20 protein-coding genes and 2 pseudogenes are annotated in these 21099 nt (G+C 71.7%); 11 read left to right on the top strand and 11 right to left on the bottom strand.

All coding sequences use genetic code 11. The annotated features are described in order from the left end of the window. Position 1 precedes the first annotated feature (1 nt). On the bottom strand, positions 2 to 1513 hold the full coding sequence (locus ACWGKQ_RS48145; RefSeq protein ID WP_453298451.1) for an IucA/IucC family protein: 1512 nt from the start codon (positions 1511 to 1513) through the stop codon (positions 2 to 4). Between the two features lie 122 nt (positions 1514 to 1635). On the opposite strand from ACWGKQ_RS48145, the gene ACWGKQ_RS48140 reads away from it, so the two are divergent. Further along, a complete protein-coding gene (locus tag ACWGKQ_RS48140; RefSeq protein WP_453298450.1) occupies positions 1636 to 3147 on the top strand; it encodes an IucA/IucC family protein in 1512 nt (503 codons plus the stop codon). 103 nt (positions 3148 to 3250) lie between these two features. Then, complete coding sequence (locus tag ACWGKQ_RS48135; protein ID WP_453298449.1) at positions 3251 to 4066, top strand: SDR family NAD(P)-dependent oxidoreductase; 816 nt, start codon at positions 3251 to 3253, stop codon at positions 4064 to 4066. A 24-nt stretch (positions 4067 to 4090) separates the two neighbouring features. On the opposite strand, the gene ACWGKQ_RS48130 is transcribed toward ACWGKQ_RS48135, so the two are convergent. From ACWGKQ_RS48130 to ACWGKQ_RS48095, 8 genes are all read right to left on the bottom strand, one after another. Then, on the bottom strand, positions 4091 to 4951 hold the full coding sequence (locus tag ACWGKQ_RS48130; RefSeq protein ID WP_453298448.1) for an alpha/beta fold hydrolase: 861 nt from the start codon (positions 4949 to 4951) through the stop codon (positions 4091 to 4093). Positions 4952 to 4982: 31 nt separating this feature from the next. Further along, entirely contained in the window at positions 4983 to 6497 is a 1515-nt protein-coding gene (locus tag ACWGKQ_RS48125) for a solute symporter family protein (protein WP_453298447.1), read from the bottom strand. 5 nt (positions 6498 to 6502) lie between these two features. Then, on the bottom strand, positions 6503 to 6826 hold the full coding sequence (locus ACWGKQ_RS48120; protein WP_453298446.1) for a DUF485 domain-containing protein: 324 nt from the start codon (positions 6824 to 6826) through the stop codon (positions 6503 to 6505). A 133-nt stretch (positions 6827 to 6959) separates the two neighbouring features. After that, positions 6960 to 7601 carry a response regulator transcription factor gene (locus tag ACWGKQ_RS48115; protein ID WP_453298445.1) on the bottom strand — a complete coding sequence of 214 codons (642 nt, stop codon included), beginning with the start codon at positions 7599 to 7601 and terminating at the stop codon, positions 6960 to 6962. Between the two features lie 5 nt (positions 7602 to 7606). Beyond that, the gene (locus tag ACWGKQ_RS48110; RefSeq protein WP_453298444.1) at positions 7607 to 7870 is read right to left on the bottom strand and encodes a hypothetical protein; all 264 of its coding nucleotides are present in this window, start codon (positions 7868 to 7870) and stop codon (positions 7607 to 7609) included. Beyond that, positions 7867 to 8319: a nuclear transport factor 2 family protein gene (locus ACWGKQ_RS48105; protein WP_453298443.1), complete on the bottom strand. Its 453-nt coding sequence runs from the start codon at positions 8317 to 8319 to the stop codon at positions 7867 to 7869. The genes ACWGKQ_RS48110 and ACWGKQ_RS48105 overlap by 4 nt, the downstream gene beginning before the upstream one ends. Positions 8320 to 8466: 147 nt before the next feature. Next, a complete protein-coding gene (locus ACWGKQ_RS48100; RefSeq protein ID WP_453298442.1) occupies positions 8467 to 9969 on the bottom strand; it encodes an ATP-binding protein in 1503 nt (500 codons plus the stop codon). Between the two features lie 131 nt (positions 9970 to 10100). Next, positions 10101 to 10691, bottom strand: a complete 591-nt coding sequence (locus ACWGKQ_RS48095) for a sulfotransferase-like domain-containing protein (protein ID WP_453298441.1) — start codon at positions 10689 to 10691, stop codon at positions 10101 to 10103. A gap of 148 nt (positions 10692 to 10839) precedes the next feature. On the opposite strand from ACWGKQ_RS48095, the gene ACWGKQ_RS48090 reads away from it, so the two are divergent. The 3 genes from ACWGKQ_RS48090 (at position 10840) to ACWGKQ_RS48080 (ending at position 15693) form a co-directional block, all read left to right on the top strand. After that, positions 10840 to 13515, top strand: coding sequence for a LuxR C-terminal-related transcriptional regulator (locus tag ACWGKQ_RS48090; RefSeq protein ID WP_453298440.1), 2676 nt, complete (start codon positions 10840 to 10842; stop codon positions 13513 to 13515). Between the two features lie 291 nt (positions 13516 to 13806). Continuing rightward, positions 13807 to 14718, top strand: a complete 912-nt coding sequence (locus ACWGKQ_RS48085; RefSeq protein ID WP_453298439.1) for an alpha/beta hydrolase — start codon at positions 13807 to 13809, stop codon at positions 14716 to 14718. 39 nt (positions 14719 to 14757) lie between these two features. After that, entirely contained in the window at positions 14758 to 15693 is a 936-nt protein-coding gene (locus tag ACWGKQ_RS48080; RefSeq protein WP_453298438.1) for a quinone oxidoreductase family protein, read from the top strand. Between the two features lie 114 nt (positions 15694 to 15807). Here the strand turns inward: ACWGKQ_RS48080 and ACWGKQ_RS48075 are convergent, their stop codons facing one another. Then, complete coding sequence (locus ACWGKQ_RS48075; RefSeq protein WP_453298437.1) at positions 15808 to 16254, bottom strand: nuclear transport factor 2 family protein; 447 nt, start codon at positions 16252 to 16254, stop codon at positions 15808 to 15810. 346 nt (positions 16255 to 16600) lie between these two features. Here ACWGKQ_RS48075 and ACWGKQ_RS48070 point away from each other — a divergent pair, with 346 nt between their 5' ends. The 3 genes and pseudogenes from ACWGKQ_RS48070 to ACWGKQ_RS48060 all read left to right on the top strand — a co-directional run. Continuing rightward, a complete protein-coding gene (locus ACWGKQ_RS48070) occupies positions 16601 to 16822 on the top strand; it encodes a hypothetical protein (protein ID WP_453298436.1) in 222 nt (73 codons plus the stop codon). Between the two features lie 133 nt (positions 16823 to 16955). Beyond that, the gene (locus ACWGKQ_RS48065) at positions 16956 to 17936 is read left to right on the top strand and encodes an MBL fold metallo-hydrolase (protein ID WP_453298435.1); all 981 of its coding nucleotides are present in this window, start codon (positions 16956 to 16958) and stop codon (positions 17934 to 17936) included. A gap of 129 nt (positions 17937 to 18065) precedes the next feature. Further along, positions 18066 to 18170 (top strand): annotated as a pseudogene (locus ACWGKQ_RS48060) (HipA family kinase); the annotation flags it as partial. Between the two features lie 642 nt (positions 18171 to 18812). On the opposite strand, the gene ACWGKQ_RS48055 reads toward ACWGKQ_RS48060, so the two are convergent. Continuing rightward, positions 18813 to 19445 carry a type III effector protein gene (locus ACWGKQ_RS48055; RefSeq protein WP_453298434.1) on the bottom strand — a complete coding sequence of 211 codons (633 nt, stop codon included), beginning with the start codon at positions 19443 to 19445 and terminating at the stop codon, positions 18813 to 18815. Between the two features lie 126 nt (positions 19446 to 19571). Between ACWGKQ_RS48055 and ACWGKQ_RS48050 the strand changes: the two genes are divergently transcribed. The 3 genes and pseudogenes from ACWGKQ_RS48050 to ACWGKQ_RS48040 all read left to right on the top strand — a co-directional run. Beyond that, on the top strand, positions 19572 to 20003 hold the full coding sequence (locus ACWGKQ_RS48050; RefSeq protein ID WP_453298433.1) for an Hsp20/alpha crystallin family protein: 432 nt from the start codon (positions 19572 to 19574) through the stop codon (positions 20001 to 20003). Between the two features lie 101 nt (positions 20004 to 20104). Then, positions 20105 to 20500: a DUF2267 domain-containing protein gene (locus ACWGKQ_RS48045; RefSeq protein ID WP_453298432.1), complete on the top strand. Its 396-nt coding sequence runs from the start codon at positions 20105 to 20107 to the stop codon at positions 20498 to 20500. Positions 20501 to 20568: 68 nt separating this feature from the next. Continuing rightward, positions 20569 to 20991: pseudogene (locus ACWGKQ_RS48040) on the top strand (DUF2267 domain-containing protein); the annotation flags it as partial. Positions 20992 to 21099: the final 108 nt, after the last annotated feature.

Below are 21099 nucleotides of genomic sequence, written 5' to 3'. Positions count from 1 at the left end.
GTCACCGGGAATCGGCGAGCGGGTTCGGCAGGGCCGCCCACTGGTCCCCGGGCACCTCCGGCGACAGCCGCATCAGCGTCAACGCCTTGGCCGGCAGCGGGCCTTCGAGGAGGGCCGTCAGGTCGGGGCCGGCGGACAGCTGCCGTACGGCCGTCTCCAGGGCCGCCGCCAGGGCCGGTCCGGAACCCGCCGTGCCCGCCAGTGCGCCCGCGACCAGGGAGCCGAACAGCTTGCGGCGCAGAGTCGTTTCGTCGTCGGTGACCAGGCGGCCGGTCAGATCGGGTGCGGTGATGCCGTGGCGGGTGAGGCGGGCGGGGCTGAGGCGGATGTCGGCCAGGTCGCGGTAGACCAGCCGGAGCGGGGTCCCGGTCCCGGAGAGCACCACCAGGAGGTTCTGGCCGTGCGCCTCCAGAGCCACCCCCAGGTCCAGCAGCCGCAGCCCCACGGTCAGGGCGAGCCGGGTGAACTCCGCCAGCCAGGACGGCGATCGGGGGAGACCGGTGGCGGCCAGCGCGGCCACCGGGAGGACCCGCTCGCCGGGCGCCGCGTACGCCTCCGGCGACTCGCGCAACAGCGCCGCCAGATCGGGGGAGTCGGCGGCGGTCACCGCGCCCAGCGTGCGGGTGACGTGCAGGAGTCCGTCGGTGCGGGACGCCAGGTCCGTGGCGAACGACGACAAGGTCATCGCCGCGCCGACCGAGTACGCGGAGATGTCCCGCACCGACGAGGTCAGCCGGGCGGTGAGCGCGGTCTTCACATGGGGTCCGCCGGGGAGCGCGAGCGTGCGCAGGGACATCAGCGGATGCGCGTCCCGCCAGGGTCCGGCAGAGCCGCCCTTGAGGACATGCGCGCTCTGCCAGGGGTGCACCGGAATCAACAGCCGCCCCTCGTCCCGGAGTTCGTCCGGCCAGCCGCCGGTCAGCAGACAGTCCCCGGCCGCGACCGGGACCGCCTCCAGCCGTACGACCGGCCGGTGCTCCGGCCCGTACGCGAGCTGCTCCGCCGCCGAGAAACCGGGCCGGGAACGGCAGTTGGGGTGGAAGGGGTGCCCGTCGACGACCCGCTGCTCCCACTCCCAGTCCCGGTCCGGCCACTCCTTCGGGGGAACCTCCTCCCGATCGGCCCGCGACAGCGCCAACGACGCGGCACTGTGCCCGAGTTCGGCCGCGAACCCGGCCGAGTGCGGCCACCCCAGGTCCGTCATCAGCCGCGCCGGATCGTCGTACGCCGTCCCGTCCAGGCGTACGGCGGTCACATACGCGTCGGTGGCGTACGGATCGGCCCCCGGGCCGTGCAGCGCCCGTCCGTCGGCCAGCCGCAGGGCCAGGCTGTGCGCCCCGCGCACCCGGCGCGCCACCCACGGCAGCGGCTCGTGCGCCAGCGCCCGCCACAGCCGGGTCAGCACCGCCGCCCGCGCACCGGGCAGCTCGGCCGCGTACCGGTCGACGAGGTCCGGCCGCGCCTCGGCCAGCTCGGCGGCGAGCCGGGTCTCGATGGGGGAGGGACGGTGCACGGGAGGGCTCCTCGCGGGACGGGTACGACAGTCATGATGACCGGTGACAACCGACATACTGATCACGATCGGACTCTGTGGACGCAGAGAACGAGACGCACGGAACGAGACGCACGGAACGAATGGAACGCGTGGACCTCATGCCCCCCAGCGATGCCGTCGGCGAACGCGCCGACGCGTACGCTGCCGCGCCCCTGCTCAACTGCCTGCTGCGGGAGGTGGCCCAGCCGCTCCCGGACGCCGGGGAAGGGCCGTCGCGGGTCTACCGGCTGCCCGGCGGCGGCCGGCTGCTGCGGGTGCGCGGCGCACGCCGGCCCGCCGCGCCCGAGCTGTACGCGGACGGCACCTGGCACCGCATCGGCCATGCCGAGCTGGTGAAACTCGTCGCCGAGGTACTGCGCCGGCACACCGGGCTGTCCAACGGCGACCTGCCGACCGAGATGATCGACAGCCGGGACGCGGTCGCCGCGCTGCTCACGGCACGCGCCCGGGCGACGGCGCCCGACGACCCGTATCTGCGTTCGGAGCAGTCCCTCATCACCGGCCATCCCTACCACCCCGCCCCCAAGGCACGCGGCGGCGGCCCGGTCGCCGGCTGGCTGCCGTACGCCCCCGAGGCGCACGCCCGGTTCCCGCTGGTGCTGCTCGCGGTGCGCGCGGACGAGGTGGTGGAGGAGGGCGACACCGCCGCGCTGGACGCACTGGACGCGTCGGCCGCCGTACCGCGGGGCTACCGGCTGCTGCCCGCCCACCCCTGGCAGCTCGACCTGGTCGCCCGCGACCTGGCCCCGGCATTCGCGGACGGGCGGCTGCTGCGCCTCGGCGAGACCGCCTTCACGACCTGGCCGACGGCCGCGATCCGCACCGTGTACGAGCCGGAGCGGGACCTCTTCCTGAAGTTCAGCCTGGACGTCCGGATCACCAACGACATCCGCCGCCTCTGGGCGCACGACCTGCGGAAGCTACGCCGTACCAACGCGGCCGCGACCGCCGCGTTCACGGCGATGGACGGCCCCGCCGGCTGGCTCGGCGACCGCGGCTACCGCACCGCACGCTTCGCCTTCGAGGAACTCGCCGTGCTGGTCCGGGACGGGCTGCGCGGACCGCTGCTGCCGGGGGCCACCCCGCTGCTCGCCGCCGGCCTGGTGGAGGGCTTCGACGGCGACCCGCTGGCCGCTGCGGCGGACCCGGGCGCCTGGTGGGAGGCGTACCTGCGGGCGGTCGTACCCCCGGCCCTCACCGCCTTCGCCGAGCACGGCGTCGTCCTCGAAGCGCATCTGCAGAACACCCTGGTCGCCGTCGACGCCGACGGCATGCCGGTACAGGCGCTGTACCGGGACGCCGAAGGGGTCAAGCTGCTGGCCGACGTGGAGCGGGCCGCCGGCTGGGAGCGGCTGGTGTACTGCCTGGTCGTCAACCACCTGGCCGAGGTCGCCGCCGCGCTCGCCGAGCGCCACCCCGGGTTCGATCCGTGGCCCGCGGCACGGCGGGAGCTGGGCCGGCACGGGCTGCCCGAGGCCGCCGAGCTGCTCGCCGCCCCGACCCTGCCCGGCAAGACCAACCTGCTGCTGCGCTGGACCGGCGCGGACGGCGCCGACGCGCGCTATCTGCCGTTGCCGAATCCCCTGGCCTGAAATCGCGGGAGGCGAAGGGCCACCGGCCTAAGATCACAGCGCAGCACAGTGCAGCACAGCGCTTGATCCCCTGCTTCTGATCCCGCGAGGAGTACCGACGGCCATGGCCGACGAGCGAGTTGTCGTGGTGACCGGCGGCGGTACCGGCATCGGCGCCGCCACCGCCCGGCTGCTGCGGGCCGCCGGACACCACGTCGTCATCGGCGGGCGGCGGCCCGAGCCGCTGCGGCGGGTGGCCGACGAGACCGGCGCGCTGGCGCACCCCGGCGACCTCTCCGACCCGGCGGCGATCCAGGACCTGATCGACACCGCGGTCGCCCGCCACGGCCGGCTCGACGGACTCGTCCTCAACGCGGGCATCGGCCGCAGCGGCGCGGTCGGCGACCTCTCGGACGAGACCTGGGACGAGGTGCTGCGCACCAACCTCACCGGCCCGTTCCAGACCCTGCGCGCCGCCCTCCCGCACCTGCTGGCGGCCCGCGGCGCGGTCGTCGCGGTCGCCTCCGTCGCGGCGCTGCGCAACGGCTGGGGCAACGCCGCGTACGCCACCTCCAAGGCCGCGCTGCTCCAGCTGTGCCGCTCGGTGGCCGTCGACTACGGCAGCCAGGGGGTGCGGGCCAACACCGTGTGCCCCACCTGGGTGCGCACCGAGATGGCCGACGGACGCATGGCCCGCTTCGCGGCGGAGGAGGGACTGGACGGAGGGGTCGACGAGGCGTACGCGGAGGCCACGAAACTGGTGCCCACCGCCCGCCCCGGCGACCCGGCCGAGGTCGCCGAGGCGATCGCCTGGCTGCTGTCGCCCGCCGACTCCTTCGTCAACGGCGCGACCCTCACGGTCGACGGCGGAATCACGGCCCTCGACCCGGGCACGCTGCCCTTCGGCTTCCGCATCGAGAGCCGCGACACCGGCCACTGACCTCGGTCCGCCGCCGGACCGCCGCTAGCCGCCGGAGGCGGAACGCCCGACGAAGGCCGTCAACTGCTCGTTGAACCGGTCGGGTTCCTCCAGGAAGGGGGAGTGCCCCGTGCCTTCCCACAGCTGGACCTCGGCGGCCGGCTGGACGGCGGCGATGTGTGCCGCCGCGGCGGGCAGCACGACCCGGTCCCGGGCGCCCTGGACGACCAGCCACGGCACCGAGACCCCGGCCGCCGTCGCGGAGCGGTCCAGCGGGCGTTGCAGCAGGGCGACGCAGACCCGGGGCGGCGTCCGCAGACCGGCGTCCAGCAGGGCCTGTGCCGTGTCCTCGGCGAGCGGGCGTTCGACCGTCACGTCGAGCAGCTTGCGGCGGGCCGTCACCGTCGTCTCCGGGTCGTCGTCCGTCAGCTCGCGCAGCAGCGCCACGAACTCCGGGCCGAACATCCGCTCCGCACCGGGCACCCCCGCCAGCAGGCTCGCACCCACGGTGACCAGCCCGGACAGCGCCGAGTCGCCGTGCACCGCGAGGTAGTCCAGGGCCACCAGGCCGCCGTAGGACCAGCCGCCCAGCACGGGACTCTCCAGCCGCAGTCCCGCGATCACCGCCGCCACGTCGTCGGCCCACACCCGCTCGTCCGGATAGCCGTCGTCGGGCTTCCCGGAGTCGCCGTGGCCGCGCAGATCCGGGGCGACCACCCGGATCGACCTGGCCGCGGCGAGCTGGGGCAGCCAGCTGCGGGCGGACTGGGCGAAGCCGTGGAGCAGTACGACGGCCGGGGCGCCCTCGGGTCCCGCGTCGAGCACGTGCAGCGGTACTCCGTCCGCTCCCGTGACCGTGGTCGATCTGATTCTGATCTCGTCCATGCCGATTCCCTTCCCTGTCATGCCGGTTCCTGTCCTGTCGGTTCCTGTCATGTCAGCCGGCTCCGGTCAGGGCCTTGAGCCGCATCGAGCGGAAGACGGAGCGCCCGGTGGCGGCCGCCTCGCCGCGGTCGGGGAGGAGCAGTGCGGCCAGCACCGAGACGAGCAGGCTGAGCGGCAGCGACACCAGGGCGGGGTTGGAGATGCCGATCACCGCGTCCGAGCCGCTCACCGCGGGGCCGAGCAGGATGATCCCGAGGGAGACGACGAGTCCGACCGCCATCCCGCTGATCACCGCCCGCGCGGTCATCCGCCGCCAGTAGATCGTCAGCAGCAGCGCCGGAAGGTTGGCGCTCGCGGCGACGGCGAAGGCGAGCGAGGCCAGGAAGGCGATGTTCTGCCGTTCCGCGGCGAGCGCGATCAGCACCCCGACCGCGCAGGTGGCGAGGGTCGCGACGCGGCCCGCGGCCAGTTCGCCGCGGGGCGTCGCCGTGCCGCGCTTGACGACCTGACCGTAGAGGTCGTGGGCGATGGCGCCCGAGACGGCCATCACCAGTCCGGAGAGCACGGCGAGAATGGTGACGAAGGCGACCGCCGCCACCACCGCGAGGAGCAGGTTGCCGCCGAGCGTCTCCGCGAGCTGGACGACCGCCAGGTTGCCGGCGGGGTGCTTCTCGGCGATCGCGTCCTGGCCGACGAGCTGGGCGGCGCCGTAGCCGAGCACCGGGACCATCAGATAGAAGGCGGCGAAGACCCAGAGGGCGGTGACGGCCGAGGACCGCGCGGACCGGGCGTCCGGGACGGTGAGGAACCGGATCATGACATGGGGCAGCCCGAGCACGCCGAGCACCAGGCCGACCACCATGGACAGCTGGTCGAACCCGGCCAGTGCGGTGGTCCGGGCGGGGGCCACCGCCTGCCGGCCCACCGTGTGCAGGGCGTCGTCGAACGCGCCGAGCGGGTTGAAGTCGTACCTGTACAGGACCAGCACGAACAGGGTGACCGTGCACGCCAGCATCAGGCCGGTCTTGACGATCTGGATCCAGCTCGTCGCGAGCATCCCGCCGAGCAGGGTGTAGACCGTGGTGAGGCCGCCGATGACGAGGACGGCGACCGGGTAGTCGATGTCGAAGAGCGCGGTGACCAGCAGGGCCGCGCCCACGAACTGGGCGATCAGGTACACCGTGCTGACGACGACGGTGCTGACGGCCATGGCGCTGCGGACGGTACGACCGGGGAACCGGGCGGCCAGCACGTCGGCCAGGGTGAAGCGGCCGAGGTTGCGCAGCGGTTCGGCGACCAGGAGCAGCGTCAGCAGATAGGCGACGGGGACGAACACGGCCAGGTAGAAGCCGTTGAATCCGCCGAGTGCGATCGCTCCGGTGACGCCGAGGAACGACGCCGCGGAAATGTAGTCGCCCGCGATGGCGAGGCCGTTCTGACGTCCGGAGAGCTGACCGCCGGCGACGAAGTGGTCCGCGGCCGATGTGCTGCGCCGAGCCGCCGCATACGTGATGACGAGGGTGACCAGCACCAGGCCGGTGAATATCACTGCCGAGACGGAGTCCATCGCCGTCAGCCTTTCTTCGGTGATTGCCGGAGGGCCGCGCCGAGCGCCGCGTCCAGCCGCGCGGCGCTCGCCGTGTACCGGGTGGCCAGCAGGAGCGCCACCGCGAACTGCGCGAACGCGTAGATCCAGGCCCAGGTCAGCCCGCCGACGACGGCACCGTCCAGCGCCGAGGTGAACAGACCGAGGAGGGGCAGCGGGAAAAAGAAGAGGCACATCACCGCGGAAAAGCGGAGGGCGGTACGGATCCGCTGTGCCGCAATAGCGTCGACGGTTTCCTGGGTTTGCTGAGTTTGTGGAGTTACCTGAGTTGCCTGAGTTTCCTGAGCCATATCCGACTCCCGTCTCCGATGAGGATTGGGCGGGAGCGTATAGGCGTCCGAGAATCAGCGACAATCAGGGTTTACCGAATTCGTCCGCAGGGTTCTTCCTACCGGGGTAAGGATTTCTTTACGGCCCCGGCCCTCATGGCGAAGGCAGCACGACGCCGTGCTGGAGCACGTCGCGGACCAGGGTGGCCATGCTCTCGGCGCCGGCCTTCTCGCGGATACGGGTGCGGTGCACGTCGACGGTCTTGACGCTGATCCCGAGCCGGGACGCGATGTTCTTGCTGGGCACGCCGTCGATCACCATCCGCAGGATCTCCAGCTCACGCGGGCTGAGCTGGTCGAGTCGCGCCCGCAGCCGCCGCGTTCGGGAGGCCTGCGCGAACCGCTCCTGCGCGGTGCGCAGCGCCTGCTGGACGACCTCCAGCATGTGCTGGGGGTCGTAGGGCTTCTCCAGGAAGTCCACCGCACCGTTCTGCAGGGCGCGCACCGACATCCGGATGTCGCCGTGCGCGGAGACGAACACGACCGGGATCGCCGACCCGGCCCGGTTGAGGATCTCCTGCAACTGGAAGCCGCCGACCTCGGGCATCCGCACGTCCAGGACCATGCAGGCGGGCCGGTCCGGATCGTAGGACTCCAGGAAGGAGCCGACGTCGGTGAAGCAGACCGCCTGGATCCGCACCGACTCCAGCAGCCAGGCCAGGGAGGTGCACAGCTCGCGGTCGTCGTCGACGATGTAGACGATGCTCTGCGCGGTCGTCCCGGTCGTCCCGGCCATTGCGGTCACCCCCAGGCGGCCTGTGCGGTCCAGTACTCGCTGCCGTCGGCGCTGATCCCGTGCCGCCACTCCGTGGTCCGGCGCAGCTCCGGCTCGACCCGGGCGGTGGCCCGGTCGGCGCCGGCCGGGCCGTCCTCGTCGACCTGCCAGTGCACCCAGTTGACCTCGCGGCCCGTGCGGTCGTGCGTGAACAGGTCCACATGGTGCCAGCCGTAGCCGTGGGTGTCCGCGTAGCAGGTCAGGAGCATGGTCCTGGCGTCGCCGGTCACGCCGCCTCCTTCGTCAGCGGGGTGCTGAACACCCGCTCGGTGCGGAACAGCGAGATCCGGGGCGGCCCGTCCGGAGCGAGGCGGAACGTCACGTCCAGCCGCGCCACCCGCAGCTCGGCGGCGCCCGACGGGTAGCGGGACAACTGCTGCATCAGCCAGGTCCCGCGAGCGGTGCCGGCCCGCAGGTCGAGGGTCCCGGGAAAGAGCAGATGGACGTTCTCCCGTAAGTGCGGGCTGGGCGGCAGATACCCGGCGAGCATCGCCAGGATGGCCGCCCTGCCTTCCATCCGGCCGAACTCACCGGCGTACTCCGGGCCGACGCCCTCCCAGACGGCGTCGTCGGTGAACAGCTCGCCGAGTCCGCCCGCCGTGCCGTCCCGGACGGGAACGTCGCACAGCCGCAGGTATCGGTCGAGGGTGTTCCGCACCTGTTCCCGCTGGTTCCCCATGGGCGATACCTCGATGCCTCGATACCTCGATTGTCCCGAATGTCGCGGGAATCCTTCGCAAAAGGCTAGGCGGTCGTCACTGACCGGGACAACCCGGGATTCCGCGCGGACCGGCCGGTATTTCCCTTCACCGGGTAAGGGAATCCCCTATTGCGGCCGGGCCGTCGGCAGTGCGAAGGAGAACACCGCTCCCTCCGGTTCGCCCTCGGCGGCGGAGATACGGCCGCCGTGCCGGGTGATGATCCGGTGGCTGAGCGCCAGCCCGATTCCGCTGCCGTTCGCCTTGCCGGTGAACACCCCGTCGAAGATGCGGTCGCCGGCCACGCCCGAGAGGCCCTGCCCGTGGTCCCGTACCACGAGCTCGGCCCAGTCCCCGTCCGGCGAGCGTCTGGTGGCCAGCTCCACCCGCCGCCGCTGCGGCGGCCAGGTCGCCATCTCCTCGATGCCGTTGAAGGCGAGGTTCATCACGACCTGGCCGATGAGGACGTTCTCACAGCGCACCGGCAGGGGCTCGGCCGTCAGGTCGAAGTCGACGCGCACGGCGGAGCCCTGGGCGCGCAGCTCGATGAAGTACCGGCAGTCCTCGACGATCGCCCCCAGGTCGGTCAGCTGCTCGGAGTGCTCCAGCCGGCCCACGTACTGCCGCAGGCTGTCGAGGATCCTGCTGGCCCGTTCTATCTGCCGGCGGGCGTTGTCCAGGCCCCACAGGACGGAGTCGGTGTCGGCCCCCGCCGGCTGCTGTGCCCGGAGCCGCCCGCGGGCGCCCTCCACGAAGTTGTAGGCGGCGGCGATCGGCTGGCTGACCTCGTGCGCGATGGCCATCGCCATGTCCCCCATGGCGTTGTACCGGGCCAGATGCTCCAGGCGCTGGGTGTCGCGGCGGTGCTCCTCCTCTTCCCGCACCCGGTCGGTGATGTCGTAGAAGAGCAGCAGATGGCCGCGCAGGTCGCTCTCGATGTCGATGTACTGGCGGGTGACCGCGTACCAGCGGGGTTCGCCGCCCCCGCGGCCCCCGCCGCCGGGCTCGGCGAACCGGTAGCGGCCCGCGTCGGCGGGTACCGGCCCGTCGCAGCAGTAGTCCGCGAAGTCGGCCCCGGGGAGGTCCGGGCCGAGCTGCCTGGCGGCCGACTCGCTGGCGAAGATGACCCGCCCCTCGTCGTCGAGTACGACGATGCCCTCGGCGAGGCTCGCCAGGAACGCCCGGAGCCTGCCCTCGGTGCGGAACAGGTCGCGCCGGACGGCCTTCTCCTCGGCGATGTCCCGGAACTGGACCATGATCACCGGTCGGGACGGGAGGTCGACCAGGATCGCGATGGCCTCGGTGAGGACCTCCTCGCCGAGCTTGGAGCGATAGCACCACTCGGTGGCGCTGACCCCGTGCTCGACGGCCCCGCGCAGCCAGCGGTGCCCCAGCTCACGGGTGTACTGCTGGGCGTTCTTGCTCATGTCCGGCGCCTTCAGCGGCTTCAGCTCGTCGATGGACCAGCCGAGCAGGGCGCAGGCCGCGCGGTTGGCCCAGAGGATCTCGTAGGTGGCGGCGTCGTGGATCAGCACGCAGTACTTGAGGGACTGGACCAGGTCCCGGTAGTCGGCCAGGCCGAGCTCTTTCATCGCGCCGTCGTTCATCGCACCTCCCGCTTCGCCTCTCATGATGCGGCGAGTTCCTCGTCCTGCCGGCCACCGTCCACCCCGCGGACAGGCTGTACCCCCTGACGGTCGCCGACCGGTTCGCGGGGTGGAACGCATGGCTGCGGCCGTTTCCCTGCACGCTCGGGGAGTGACTACCGGAAGTCCCGGGCGGGCTGTGCGTGCGTTTCGGTGGTGAACGCGTGGGACCGCAGAATTTCATAGAAGCGCATGTGGTGAGAATGGTATTTCGCCAGCATCGCGTTGTTGTCGACGCTTACGGGATAGGTGCTCTCCGCCGAGTGGAAGCCGGTGCTTCGGGCGACGGCCTGGTGCCATTCGCCGGTCCGGCTCCACGCCTGCTGTTCACCCGGCTCCCAGGACAGGGCGGATGCCCGGAACGGGATTCCGGTTTCCCGGCAGTAGTGCCGGATCACCTGCTCGGGCTCCTTGACGAGCCTCTCTGCTTCCATGACCAGCGGAACGCGGCCGGTGGAATTTCTGACCAGGTCGAATATCGCGACCTGGTGCTCGTAGCCGACTTCATCGCAAGTGAAGTGCGGGTTCATGGCGTAGTGGGAGGCCAGCGTGGGTCCGGGGTCCCGGATGATGAATGTGTGTTCGCCCAGGTGGGGCAGCCCGGGGTCGTCGAGGATGTCGTACCGGTACTCCGTGGTCTCCTTGGACCCGACCGCACGGAGGTTCACCCCGGCGGGGAAGGCGAGTTGGAGGGCACGCTCTCTCACCAGGCGGCCTGACCCGTCGGAACAGCACTGCCGCTGACGCTCAACGCCTGTGACCTGGACGGTGATCCACGGGCTGGTAGCCTGGCCCCGAACTTCTCTCTTGACCCCGGGGCCCTGTTCGCCGGCCCGACAGCAAGGGGAGGGTGCGATGATCGACCTGCCCGTCGCGGCGGGCTCGGGCCGCGCGCCGGCCCGGGCAGAGCCCGGGCCGATCCAGCGCCACGATCTGATGGCGGCACTGAACCGGGCGGTCCGGAAGCCGGTCACGATCATCTCGGCGCCCGCCGGCACCGGGAAGACGTCGCTGTTGCGCGCGTGGGCGGACCAGCCCGGTCAGGATCTCCGTGTCGCCTTCACGACCGTGCGGCCGGGCCAGCACGACATGCAGCTGTTCTGGCTCACCATGCTGGGCGCGATCCGGACTTCGGCGGGCACCGGCGAGGACGGTGCGCAGTTGCCGCCGGTGATACCGGGCTCAGGCGGAAGCGCCATGATGGACAAGGTGCTCGCCGAGCTGGCGGAGTCCTGCGATCCCTTCGTCCTGGTCATCGACGACCTGCACGAGCTCAGCTCACCCGAGGCCGCCGAGCAGCTCACAGCGTTCCTGACGCGGCTGCCTTCGGGAGTGCGCGCGATCGTGGCCACCCGCCATGACCTGCCGCTGCGCCTGCACAAGCTGCGGTTGGCCGGTGACCTGGCCGAGATCCGCGCCGCGCAGTTGCGCTTCACCGAGCACGAGACCCGCCGACTCCTCGCCGCCGCCGGAATCGCGGTGCCCGAGCCCGTGGCGGCGATGCTGCACCAGCGGACCGAGGGCTGGGCGGCCGGGCTGCGACTCGCCGTGCTGTCCCTGGCCGGGCACCCCGACCCCGAACGGTTCGTCGCCGAGTTCTCCGGCAGCGATCGCACGGTCGCCGAGTATTTGATGGCGGAGATGCTCGAGCGGCAGCCGCCGGAGGTACTTCGCCTGCTGCTGCGCACCTCTGTGCTGGACCGGGTCAACGGCGAGCTCGCGGACCTGCTGACGGCAGGCGCGGGGTCGGAACGGATCCTGCTGGACCTGGAGGACGCGAACGCATTCGTCGTCTCCCTGGATCCGGGTCGTACCTGGTTCCGCTACCACCGCATGTTCGCCGACCTGCTGCGGCTTGAGCTGCGCCGCAAGATGCCCGCGGAGATCGCCGGACTGCACCGGCTCGCCGCACGCTGGCTTGCCGAGCGTGGCCACGTCGCCGACGCGATCGGCCACCTCCAGGAGGCCGGTGACTGGGACGACGCGGCCCGCATGCTCACCGAGCACGCCCTCGGCCTCACCCTCGACGGGCAGGCCGGCACCGTCGCCGCCCTGCTGCGCGCCTTCCCCGCCCGCACCGATGAGGATTCACCCGACCTGACCCTGGTGCGGGCCATCGCCCACCAGCACCAACTGCGTCTCAAGGAGGCCGACGCGCATCTGCGCGAGGCCAGGGCGTACGCGGCCACCACGCCTGCCGCCCACCGGCACCGGCTTCAAGTGGCCATCGCTTCCGTGGAGTTGCTCTGCGCGCGGCTGCGCGGGGACTTCGAGAGCATCATCGAGCAAGCCAGGGCCCTGCTCGCCACGGACGAGGGCCGGACGGGCGCCGAGACCGAGCTCGGCAGTGACCTCAAAGCCGTCGCGCTCCTGAACCTGGGCGTCACCGAGGCGTGGTTGCTTCGGCTGGCCGAGAGCGAGCGGCACCTCATGGCAGGTGCCGCCCTCGCCCGTCGTATCGGCCGGCCCTATCTGGAGGTGGCCTGCCTGGCCCACCTCGGGTTCGCCTCCGCCGGCCACTCCTTCACCGCGACCCGGCAGCGCTGCGATGAGGCCGTCGCGCTGGCGGCCCGGCACGGCTGGGAGGCCGAGCCGGTGACCGCCCCGGCGCTGGCGTCGCTCGCCCACGCCCTGGTCTGGACGGGCCGGTTCGACCTCGCGGAACACTGGCTCGAGCGCGCCAGGCGCGCCACGCAGGCCGACGGCGAGCCGGGCGTGCGGCTGCTGGTGTGCCTGACCTCCGCGATGAGTCGGGCGGCACGCGGCCACGGCCACCGCGCGCTGGAGGAGTTCGCCGCCGCCGAGCGGATGCAGGCGCTCATGGTGAGCGAGCACGGGCTGACCACCCGTGTGCACGCGTGGAAGACCGCCACTCTGGCCCGGCTCGGCATGGTCGGGCAGGCGCGGGCCGCGCTGGCCGCTGTCGACGGTCGCCGGGCCGCGGTCGGCGAGATGCGCAACGCGGCCGCGGTGATCCTGCTGGCCGAGCAGGATCCCGCCGCCGCCCGCCGCGAACTGCGCGCCGTGCTCGGTGGCGAGGTCCCGGCTCTGTCCCATACCACCCTCATCGAGACGCATCTGCTCGACGCCTTCGCCTGCCGCGACCTGGGCGACGAGCGCGCCTGCCGAGAGGCGGCCGAGCAGGCGCTGAACCTCGCCGAGCCGGACCGGCTGGTCCTGCCCTTCGCGATGACCGGCGCGGCCCGACTCCTCGAAGCCGTGGGGCGGCACGGCACCGCGCACGCGGCCCTGGTCACCGACATCCTCGACGCCCTCCGCGGTCCCGAGCGGGGCGGGGCGAACCAGCCGGTGACGATGCCGGTCGAGAAGCTCAGCAGAAGCGAGTTGCGCGTGCTGCGCTACCTGCCGACGAATCTCACCCGCCGCGAGATCGCCGGGGAACTGTCGGTCTCGCTGAACACCGTCGACACCCACATCCGCCGGATCTACGCCAAGCTCGGGGCCGCCGGCCGGACGGCAGCGGTGGAACGAGGCCGCGAACTGAGGCTGCTGTCCGTCGGCCGTACCTGAAGCCCGACAGCCACGGCGCCGGCACCTCCTGACCGGCGATCGCGGCACTTCCTTCGGCGCGGCCGGGATCGCGTCAGAGGCAGCGCTGCCCGCGAGGATCGCGTCAGAGGCAGCGCTGCCCGCGAGCCGATCCGTGTGCTCACATCGCGTGAATCACGGTGATCCAGTGACGCCTGCTCACCCCCGTCGGCCACATAGTTGGCCCCAGCCCGTCCCGCACGGGCACACGCGCCGGCGTACGGACCACCTGGTGAGCCCCCTGACCAGGTACGACCGAAGGGACATCCCGCGTTGAGTACCGAGCAGCGAGAGAACCTCGCGGCAGCCCTGCGACGCTCACCCATCTCCCCCGACAGCAGCGTCGACGAGCAGCGCCGGCTGCTGCGTGAGGGGGCGACAGCGCGGCCGCTGCCTGCGGACGTGTCCGTGACGGCAGGCGAACTGGGCGGCGTCCCGGCCGCCCATGTCACCATCGACGGGATCGAACCCCGCCACGTCGTCCTGTACCTCCACGGCGGCGTGTACGTCCTGGGGGACGCGTTCCAATCCGCCGACCTGGCCTCGCAGATCGGCCGGCGGACACAGGCCAGGGTCGTCTCCCTCGACTACCGGCTCGCTCCCGAGGCCCCGTACCCGGCCGCGGTCGACGACGCCCTCGCTGCCTACGAAGCCCTCCTGCGGGAGGGCACCGCGCCGTCGGACATCCTCCTCGCGGGCGAGTCCGCCGGAGGCGGGCTCGCCGTGGCCACCATGGTCAACGCCCGCGATCACGGGCTGCCCCTGCCGGCCGCTGCCTTGCTCATGTCACCGTATGCCGACCTCACCCTGGCCGGGGCCACGATGGACACCAAGAGCGGCGTCGACGCGCTGCTCAGCCGAGAACTGCTCCGGCCGCGCGTCATCGACTACACGGCCGGACAGGACCCCGCCCTCGGCCTCATCAGCCCGGTGTTCGCCGATCTGGCGGGCCTGCCGCCCCTGGTCATCCAGGCGGGCACGTACGAGGTCCTCCTGGACGACGCCGTCCGCCTCGCGCAGCGGGCCGCCGCGGCCGATGTCGCGGTCACTCTCGATCTGACCCCCGAGGTACCGCACGTCTTCCAGAATTTCCACCCGATCCTCGACGAGGCGGCCGAGGCACTCGACCGGGCCGGTCGGCTCCTGACGGCGCACCTCGCCGACGCGGCCCGCGCGGCCGTGTAGTCCACCGGAAACCTGCCCGGTCATCGATGGGAGGAACGCATGAGAGCGGCAGTGGTCCACCGGCCCGGCGCCACCCCGGCCCTCGAACAGTTCGACGATCCACAGCCCGGTCCCGGCCTCTCGGTCGGCACCCTCCTCGCGGCGTCCCTGAATCCGCTGGACCTGGCATTCGTCAACGGCCAGTTCCCGGTTCGCCCGCTCCGGCCGCCTTGCGTCGCCGGCTACGAGGCGGTCGTACAGCTCGCCGACGGCACCCGCCGCTACGTGACGGCCCCGCCGTCTCCGTACGGCGCCCTGGCCGAGCTGGTACCCGTCCCGGATGCGGACGCCTTCCCGGTTCCGGACGGCCTCGACCCGACGTCGGCCGCCGCGCTCGGGGTAGCCGGCATGTCCGGATGGCTGGCGCTCGACCACCGCGCCCGCCTCCAGCCCGGTGAGAGCGTCCTGGTGCTGGGGGCAGGCGGCTCGGCGGGCGGGCTGACCCTGCAGTCGGCCCGCGCCCTCGGCGCCGGCCTCGTCGTCGGGGCGGCCCGGGGAAAGGATCTCGGGCGCCTCACCGACCGTGGCGCCGACGCGGTCGTCGACCTCGCGGACCAGCAGGCAGTCGATGCCGGGCTGGCCGCCGCGGCGCCCGGCGGCTACGACGTGATCGTCGACTTCCTGTGGGGCGGGTACGCTCCGCACGCGATGAACCACGCCAGGCCCGGCGCCAGATACATCCAGGTCGGAAGCTCCGCGGGGGCCACGTCCACGATCCCCGGCGCCGTCCTCCGCAACAGGCTGATCACGCTCATGGGCCACGGCCTGTTCGCCACGCCCGCCGAGGCGCGCCGGGCCGCCTACGCGCAACTGGCAGGCCACGCGGCTGCCGGCCGGATCACCATGGAGCTGGAGCAGACCCGGTTGGAAGACATCAGCGGGACCTGGGAGCGGCTCAGGAGCGGAGCACCACGCAAACTCGTGGTCACGCCCTGACACAGCGGCGCCGACCCCGACCTGGAGCGGGTCGGCACGGGCCCCGAGGACACCGTGGCGGCGGTGAGCGCATGCGGGACGGCCGCGCTCACCGCCGGCGCGAAGGCGTGCGGGTCAGTGTTCGAGCGCGGCGTCGAGATTGCCGAACACACCCAGCTGCGTGAGGATGACCGTGCCTTCGGGGTAGCAGTCGAACCGCTTGATCCTGCCGTCGACCAGCTCGAAGACGTCGCAGCACGGCGCGTCCATCCGCTTGCCGGTCGGCGGCAGCGTCCCGCCCGGCAGGTGCAGCGGGCCCAGGTGCGTTCCCTGCAGAGCCAGCTGCACCACCACGACATCGCCGTCGGCATAGAACCGGATCAGCTCGCGGTGCATGTCCGGGAAGGCCCGGTGGTAGTTCTCGACCTGCTGCGGCAGTTCGGCCGGGCCCTTCCAGGTCACGCCGATGGACTCGTCGGTGAACGTGCCGTCCTCGGTGAAGGCCGCGACCCATCCCGCCATGTCCATCTCCTCCGCGGCCTTGTACGCCCGACGGACGATCTGCTCGTTGTCCAAAGTCATCCCGCTTCTCCTTCGCCGTACGATCGATCGGTCGGCCGACGCGCAGCTGCCTGCGGACCGGCATCGGCCGCTGGGGACGTTCCGGCAGCCGCCCTCGGGTCTCGGACACCCCCGGCGACCGGCCGTAGGACAACGACGTTAGGCGGCAGCCCGGTGACGGGTAATCACTGGATCACGGTGATTCGCCGGCCCCGGTACCGCGAGGAGGCGCTCCCGGCCGGCCCGGTACTTCGTCGGCACGGGCCGGCACCTGAGGGATCGCGTTCCGGGACGCCGCGCAGGCCTTGCCCACGCTCACCGGATCCATGTGATGCGGTTCAGCCTGCCCGCCCGCGACGGTGGGGTCATGGAGTGGACACCCGCCCTGTACACGATCCGGGTCGAGGGGCGGCTCGGCGACGTGACGCTGCTGGCGTTCGCGGGGGTGACGCCCGAGCACAAGGGCCCGCACACGGTACTGACCGGCTGGCTCGACCAGTCGGCACTCTACGGCGTGCTCGCCGAGATGGAGGCCCTCGGCCTGGTCCTGCTCGAGGTCCGCCGGGTGTGGCCCGCGTCAGTACGGTGAATCACCGAGATCCAGTGACGACCCTCCCTCCGCCCGGCGGCGATTCTTCGTGTGGTCACGACGGACACGCGGACACGCGGACACGCACGGCACGGCCGACAGCGACGTGCGCCGAAGACACAGGGAGAAACCAGTGACACCACCGGACACCGGCGCTGACGGCGCCCCAGACCTCCCCGAGTACGCCCCCGTCCCGGCGATAGCGAAAGGGCCCGCTCTCAACGAGCACGGGTACCACGTGTGGCAGGTCCAGCGAAACCTCTACGCGGTCACCGACAACGTCTACATGTCAGCGTTCCTCACCACCCCTGACGGCGTCGTCGTCTTCGACGCGCCCCCGAGCATCGGCCACAACATCCGGCGCGCCGTGGACGAGATCACCAGTGCCAACGGCCTGACCAACCAGGTCACCCACATGGTCTACTCGCACCACCACGCGGACCACCTGGGAGCCTCCTCCCTGTTCGACGGGAACATCGTCCGCATCGGCCACGAGGAGACCCGCCGACTGCTGCTGCGCGACGACGACCCCGCCCGTCCCGCTCCCGACGTGACCTTCTCCGAGAACCACACCCTGGAAGTCGGCGGCGAACGGGTCGAACTGGCCTGGCACGGGCCCAACCACTCCCCGGACAACATCTACATCCACTTCCCCGACCACGACACCCTGATGTTCATCGACGTGGTCAACGCCGGCTGGATCCCCATCTACAACCTCAACCTCAGCGACGACGTCATCGGGTACACCGGCGCCCCGGCCATCGCGCTGGACTACCCATGGACGCATCTGATCAGCGGGCACCTGGGCCGGGTGGCGACCCGCCAGGACGTCGCGTTGCACCAGCAGTACATCGCCGACATCGAGGCCAGCTCACGCGAGGCGCTGGCCTCCGTGAACCCGGGACCGATCTTCAGCCACTACGGAGACAACGTCTGGGCCGCAGTCCAGGCCCACCTCGACGCCGTCACCGAACAGGCGGCCGCCCCCGTCATCGCGAAATACACCGGCGTGCTGGGCGGCGCCGACATCGAGGTCTTCACCAGGACCACGACGTTCGCGATCATGCAGTCGATTCGCCTCGACCGCGGCCCCAGCGGCCCGGTTCATCCCTGAGCCCCGGCTCTCCCGGCTGTCACGCTTGGTTACTGTGCTCACTTCATGCCCGAGGCCGGAAGCAAGGGCCGCACCGCGCTTGACGGACTGCTCGGGAGACAGGGAGGCGAGCATGTGGAGCCTTGGAAGATCCTGAGAGAGGTAGTCGCAACCCGCTATGTCGAGCCACTGCGGACCGGCGGCTCCGTGCCCGGGATCGTCGAGGCCGACGACCTCGGGACCTACGTCGTCAAGTCGTCCACCCGGAGCCCCTGACCTGCGGAAACTTGAAGTATTGTACCTCTGATCTGCGTAGATGGATCTTTCAGCGTCTATCAGGTCCGTGCTGCGTTGTGCAGCCGATCCTCCCCACACGCTCCCCAGTGGCGGTGGTACTCCCCGGATTCTCCCCAAGGAGTACTCCCGCTACGGGCGGCGGAGGCACGAAAGGTATCGCTGCCCGTACCACGCTGAGTGACTGCCGCGGATGGTGCGTTCTGAAACAGGTGGCTCCGCCATGATCAGTGTCCCGGAAGAGACCAGTGAAGTCGCTGACCTGCCGCGATGAGTGGCTGATGGCTGCTGACCTGCGCGAATGCCTCGGTCAAGGGCCCCGACCCTTCGCCGGTGGGCCCGACCGGCTGCGCGCGGGCCGGGCTCACTGCGAGTGAGCGGCTACCTCTTCAAGATCCGGCCGTGGCCGTGGAGCTCGGCCGAGCCGGCGCCGGTCACCAGCGGTCTCGTGATCGACTCTGGTCGCCCATCGCTGGCGGTCCCAGCCCTCTACGGCTGTTGCCGCAGGCACGGTGGAATGCCGACTCTCCCGGAACGTCCGCGTGCATGACGTCGGTCAGGCCGAACCATGGCGATCCCCGCTCGCCGGCTCCTCGTGCGGGCTCAGCAGGGTGTGATGGTGTCGAGTTGTGCGGCGAGGTCGGGGTGGGTGGTGGCGAGGTGGGGGCGGGTGGCGTGGAGCGGCTGGATGAGGTCGGCGGGGTCGTCGTGGGCGAGGGCGGCGTGGAGTTGGCTGAGGGGGAGACGAGCAGCGTCCGGTAGGTCGGTGAGGGCGGTTATCTGGCCGGCGATGCGGCGCAGGTCGGCGGCGTTGCGGCGGGCCCAGACGGCGGCGGTGCGGTCGGCGGCGCGACGTTCGCGGGTGGCCTGGACGCGTTGTTCGCCGGTGGTTCCGGCGGGGCCGGGACGGCCGCGCAGGTAGCGGCGTTCGGCGGCCTGGCGGCTGGCGACGCCGAGCGGGTGGGCGAGGTCGGCCCAGCTGGCTCCCGCGTCGCGGGCGGTTTCGATCAGGCCGGTCTCCCAGCCGGCGAGCCGCTCGCGCACCTGCCGCAGCAGGAGGAGGGAGGCCAGGGCCTCGTCGGTGCCGACCTCGTGAGCCCCGGGAGCGCCCTGGACCTGCTGCCGGGCGGCGCGCAGGGCGTCGTCGATGGCCTCCAGGGCTGCCGCGGCGGCGAGGAACGACGCCGGACTGTTCGCATCGGTGCTGGGTGAAGCCGGCTGGTCGGCCGGGGTCACGGGCGCCTCCCTCAGTTGTCATCCTTCAGACGACACCGTGTTTGTCATCCATTGGATGACATGGTACAACGGTTTCAGTGAGGCGCATTGGCAGCCACTGCCTGAACCTTCTGGAGGTGTTTTCCGATGTTGATGCGCACTGACCCCTTCCGTGAGCTCGACCGGCTGGCCCAGCAGCTGATGGTGCCCGGCACCTGGTCGCGTCCGTCGCCGATGCCCATGGACGCCTACCGCGAGGGTGACCGGTACGTGGTGGCCTTCGACGTACCCGGCGTCAGCGCGGACGCGATCGAGATCGACGTCGAACGGAACATGCTGACCGTCAAGGCCGAGCGCCGGCCCGTGGCGAAGGCCGACGACGTACAGATGGAACTGTCGGAGCGGCCGCTGGGCGTCTTCTCCCGCCAGCTGGTGCTGGCCGACACGCTGGACACCGAGCACATCCAGGCCGACTACGACGCGGGCGTGCTCACCCTGCGCATCCCGATCGCCGAGCGCGCCAAGCCCCGCAAGATCGCCATCGGCGTCGGGCCCGGCCGCAAGGAAATCTCCGGCTGAACCGGCCCCGATGAGGGCTGAACGGCGGCGGAGGACGGGTATCTGTTCGCCTCTCCTGCCCGTCCTCCGCGCCCCTGGACCGAGGAAGGGTGGCGGCCGACATGACGGTGCGACGGGAAGCGTTCCTCGCCCATGTGAAGGAACGCGGCGAGTACGGCACGGAGCAGGAAGCCGAACGCGCAGCCCGTGTGGTGCTTGCCCTGCTGGGCGCACACCTGGTCGGCGAGGTACGCGCCCAGCTGGCTGCGCGGCTGCCGGAAGGCTTCGCCCTGATCCTCCTCAACCCGTTGCAGAGCGCCGAGCCGCTGCCCCCGGAGCGGTTCGTCCGCGCGACCGCGGCCTGGATCGAGGGCGCCACCGAGCAGACCGCGGTCTGGGACGTCAGCGCCGTCCTGTCCACGGTCGCCGACGCCGCCGGCGACGATCTGCTGGGCCAGATCCTGCTCCAGCTCCCCGCGGGTTACGACCTGCTCTTCGGCCGCCCCCAGCCCACCTGACCACCCACCCACCGGTGACCGCACACCGGCACCACGACCCTGGTGACAGAAAGGCAACCACCGCAGTGATGTCCGACCGACTCGCACCGTTCCCGCAGCCCTACGACAGGGCATACGAGCAGATGCTGGAGAAGGTCCGCTACGACGGCGCCTACCCCACCCGCGAGAAGGCCGAGGAAGCCGTCCGCCTGGTCCTCGCAGGACTGGGACGCCAGCTGACCGGCGACGAACGCACCGAACTGGCCGCCCGCCTGCCCTTCGAGGCCGCACGCATCCTCACCGCCCAGATCCCCGACTCCCAGCCCCTCACCGGCTGGGCGTTCGTCAAGGACCTCGCCGCCCGCACCGGCGCCTCCCAGGCCACCACCCGCTGGGACACCGGATCCGTCTTCTCCGCCGTCGCCGCCTGCGCCGGTCCCGACCTGATCACCCGCATCCTGCGCCAACTCCCCTCCGGCTACGCGCTGCTGTTCGGCCGCGCCGAACTCACCCACCCGTCCCCGGTGTCACCGTCGACGGATCGGCGTCGTCCCCGACCACCCAGGCGAGGGTCTCCGTGTCACCGACCCGGGTGCCGTCGGCGAGTGCGGCGGTGACGG

It is taken from the genome of Streptomyces sp. NPDC054770, assembly GCF_053611985.1.
Note: the sequence above shows the minus strand (reverse complement) of the source record. Positions and strands in the feature narration are given on the sequence as shown.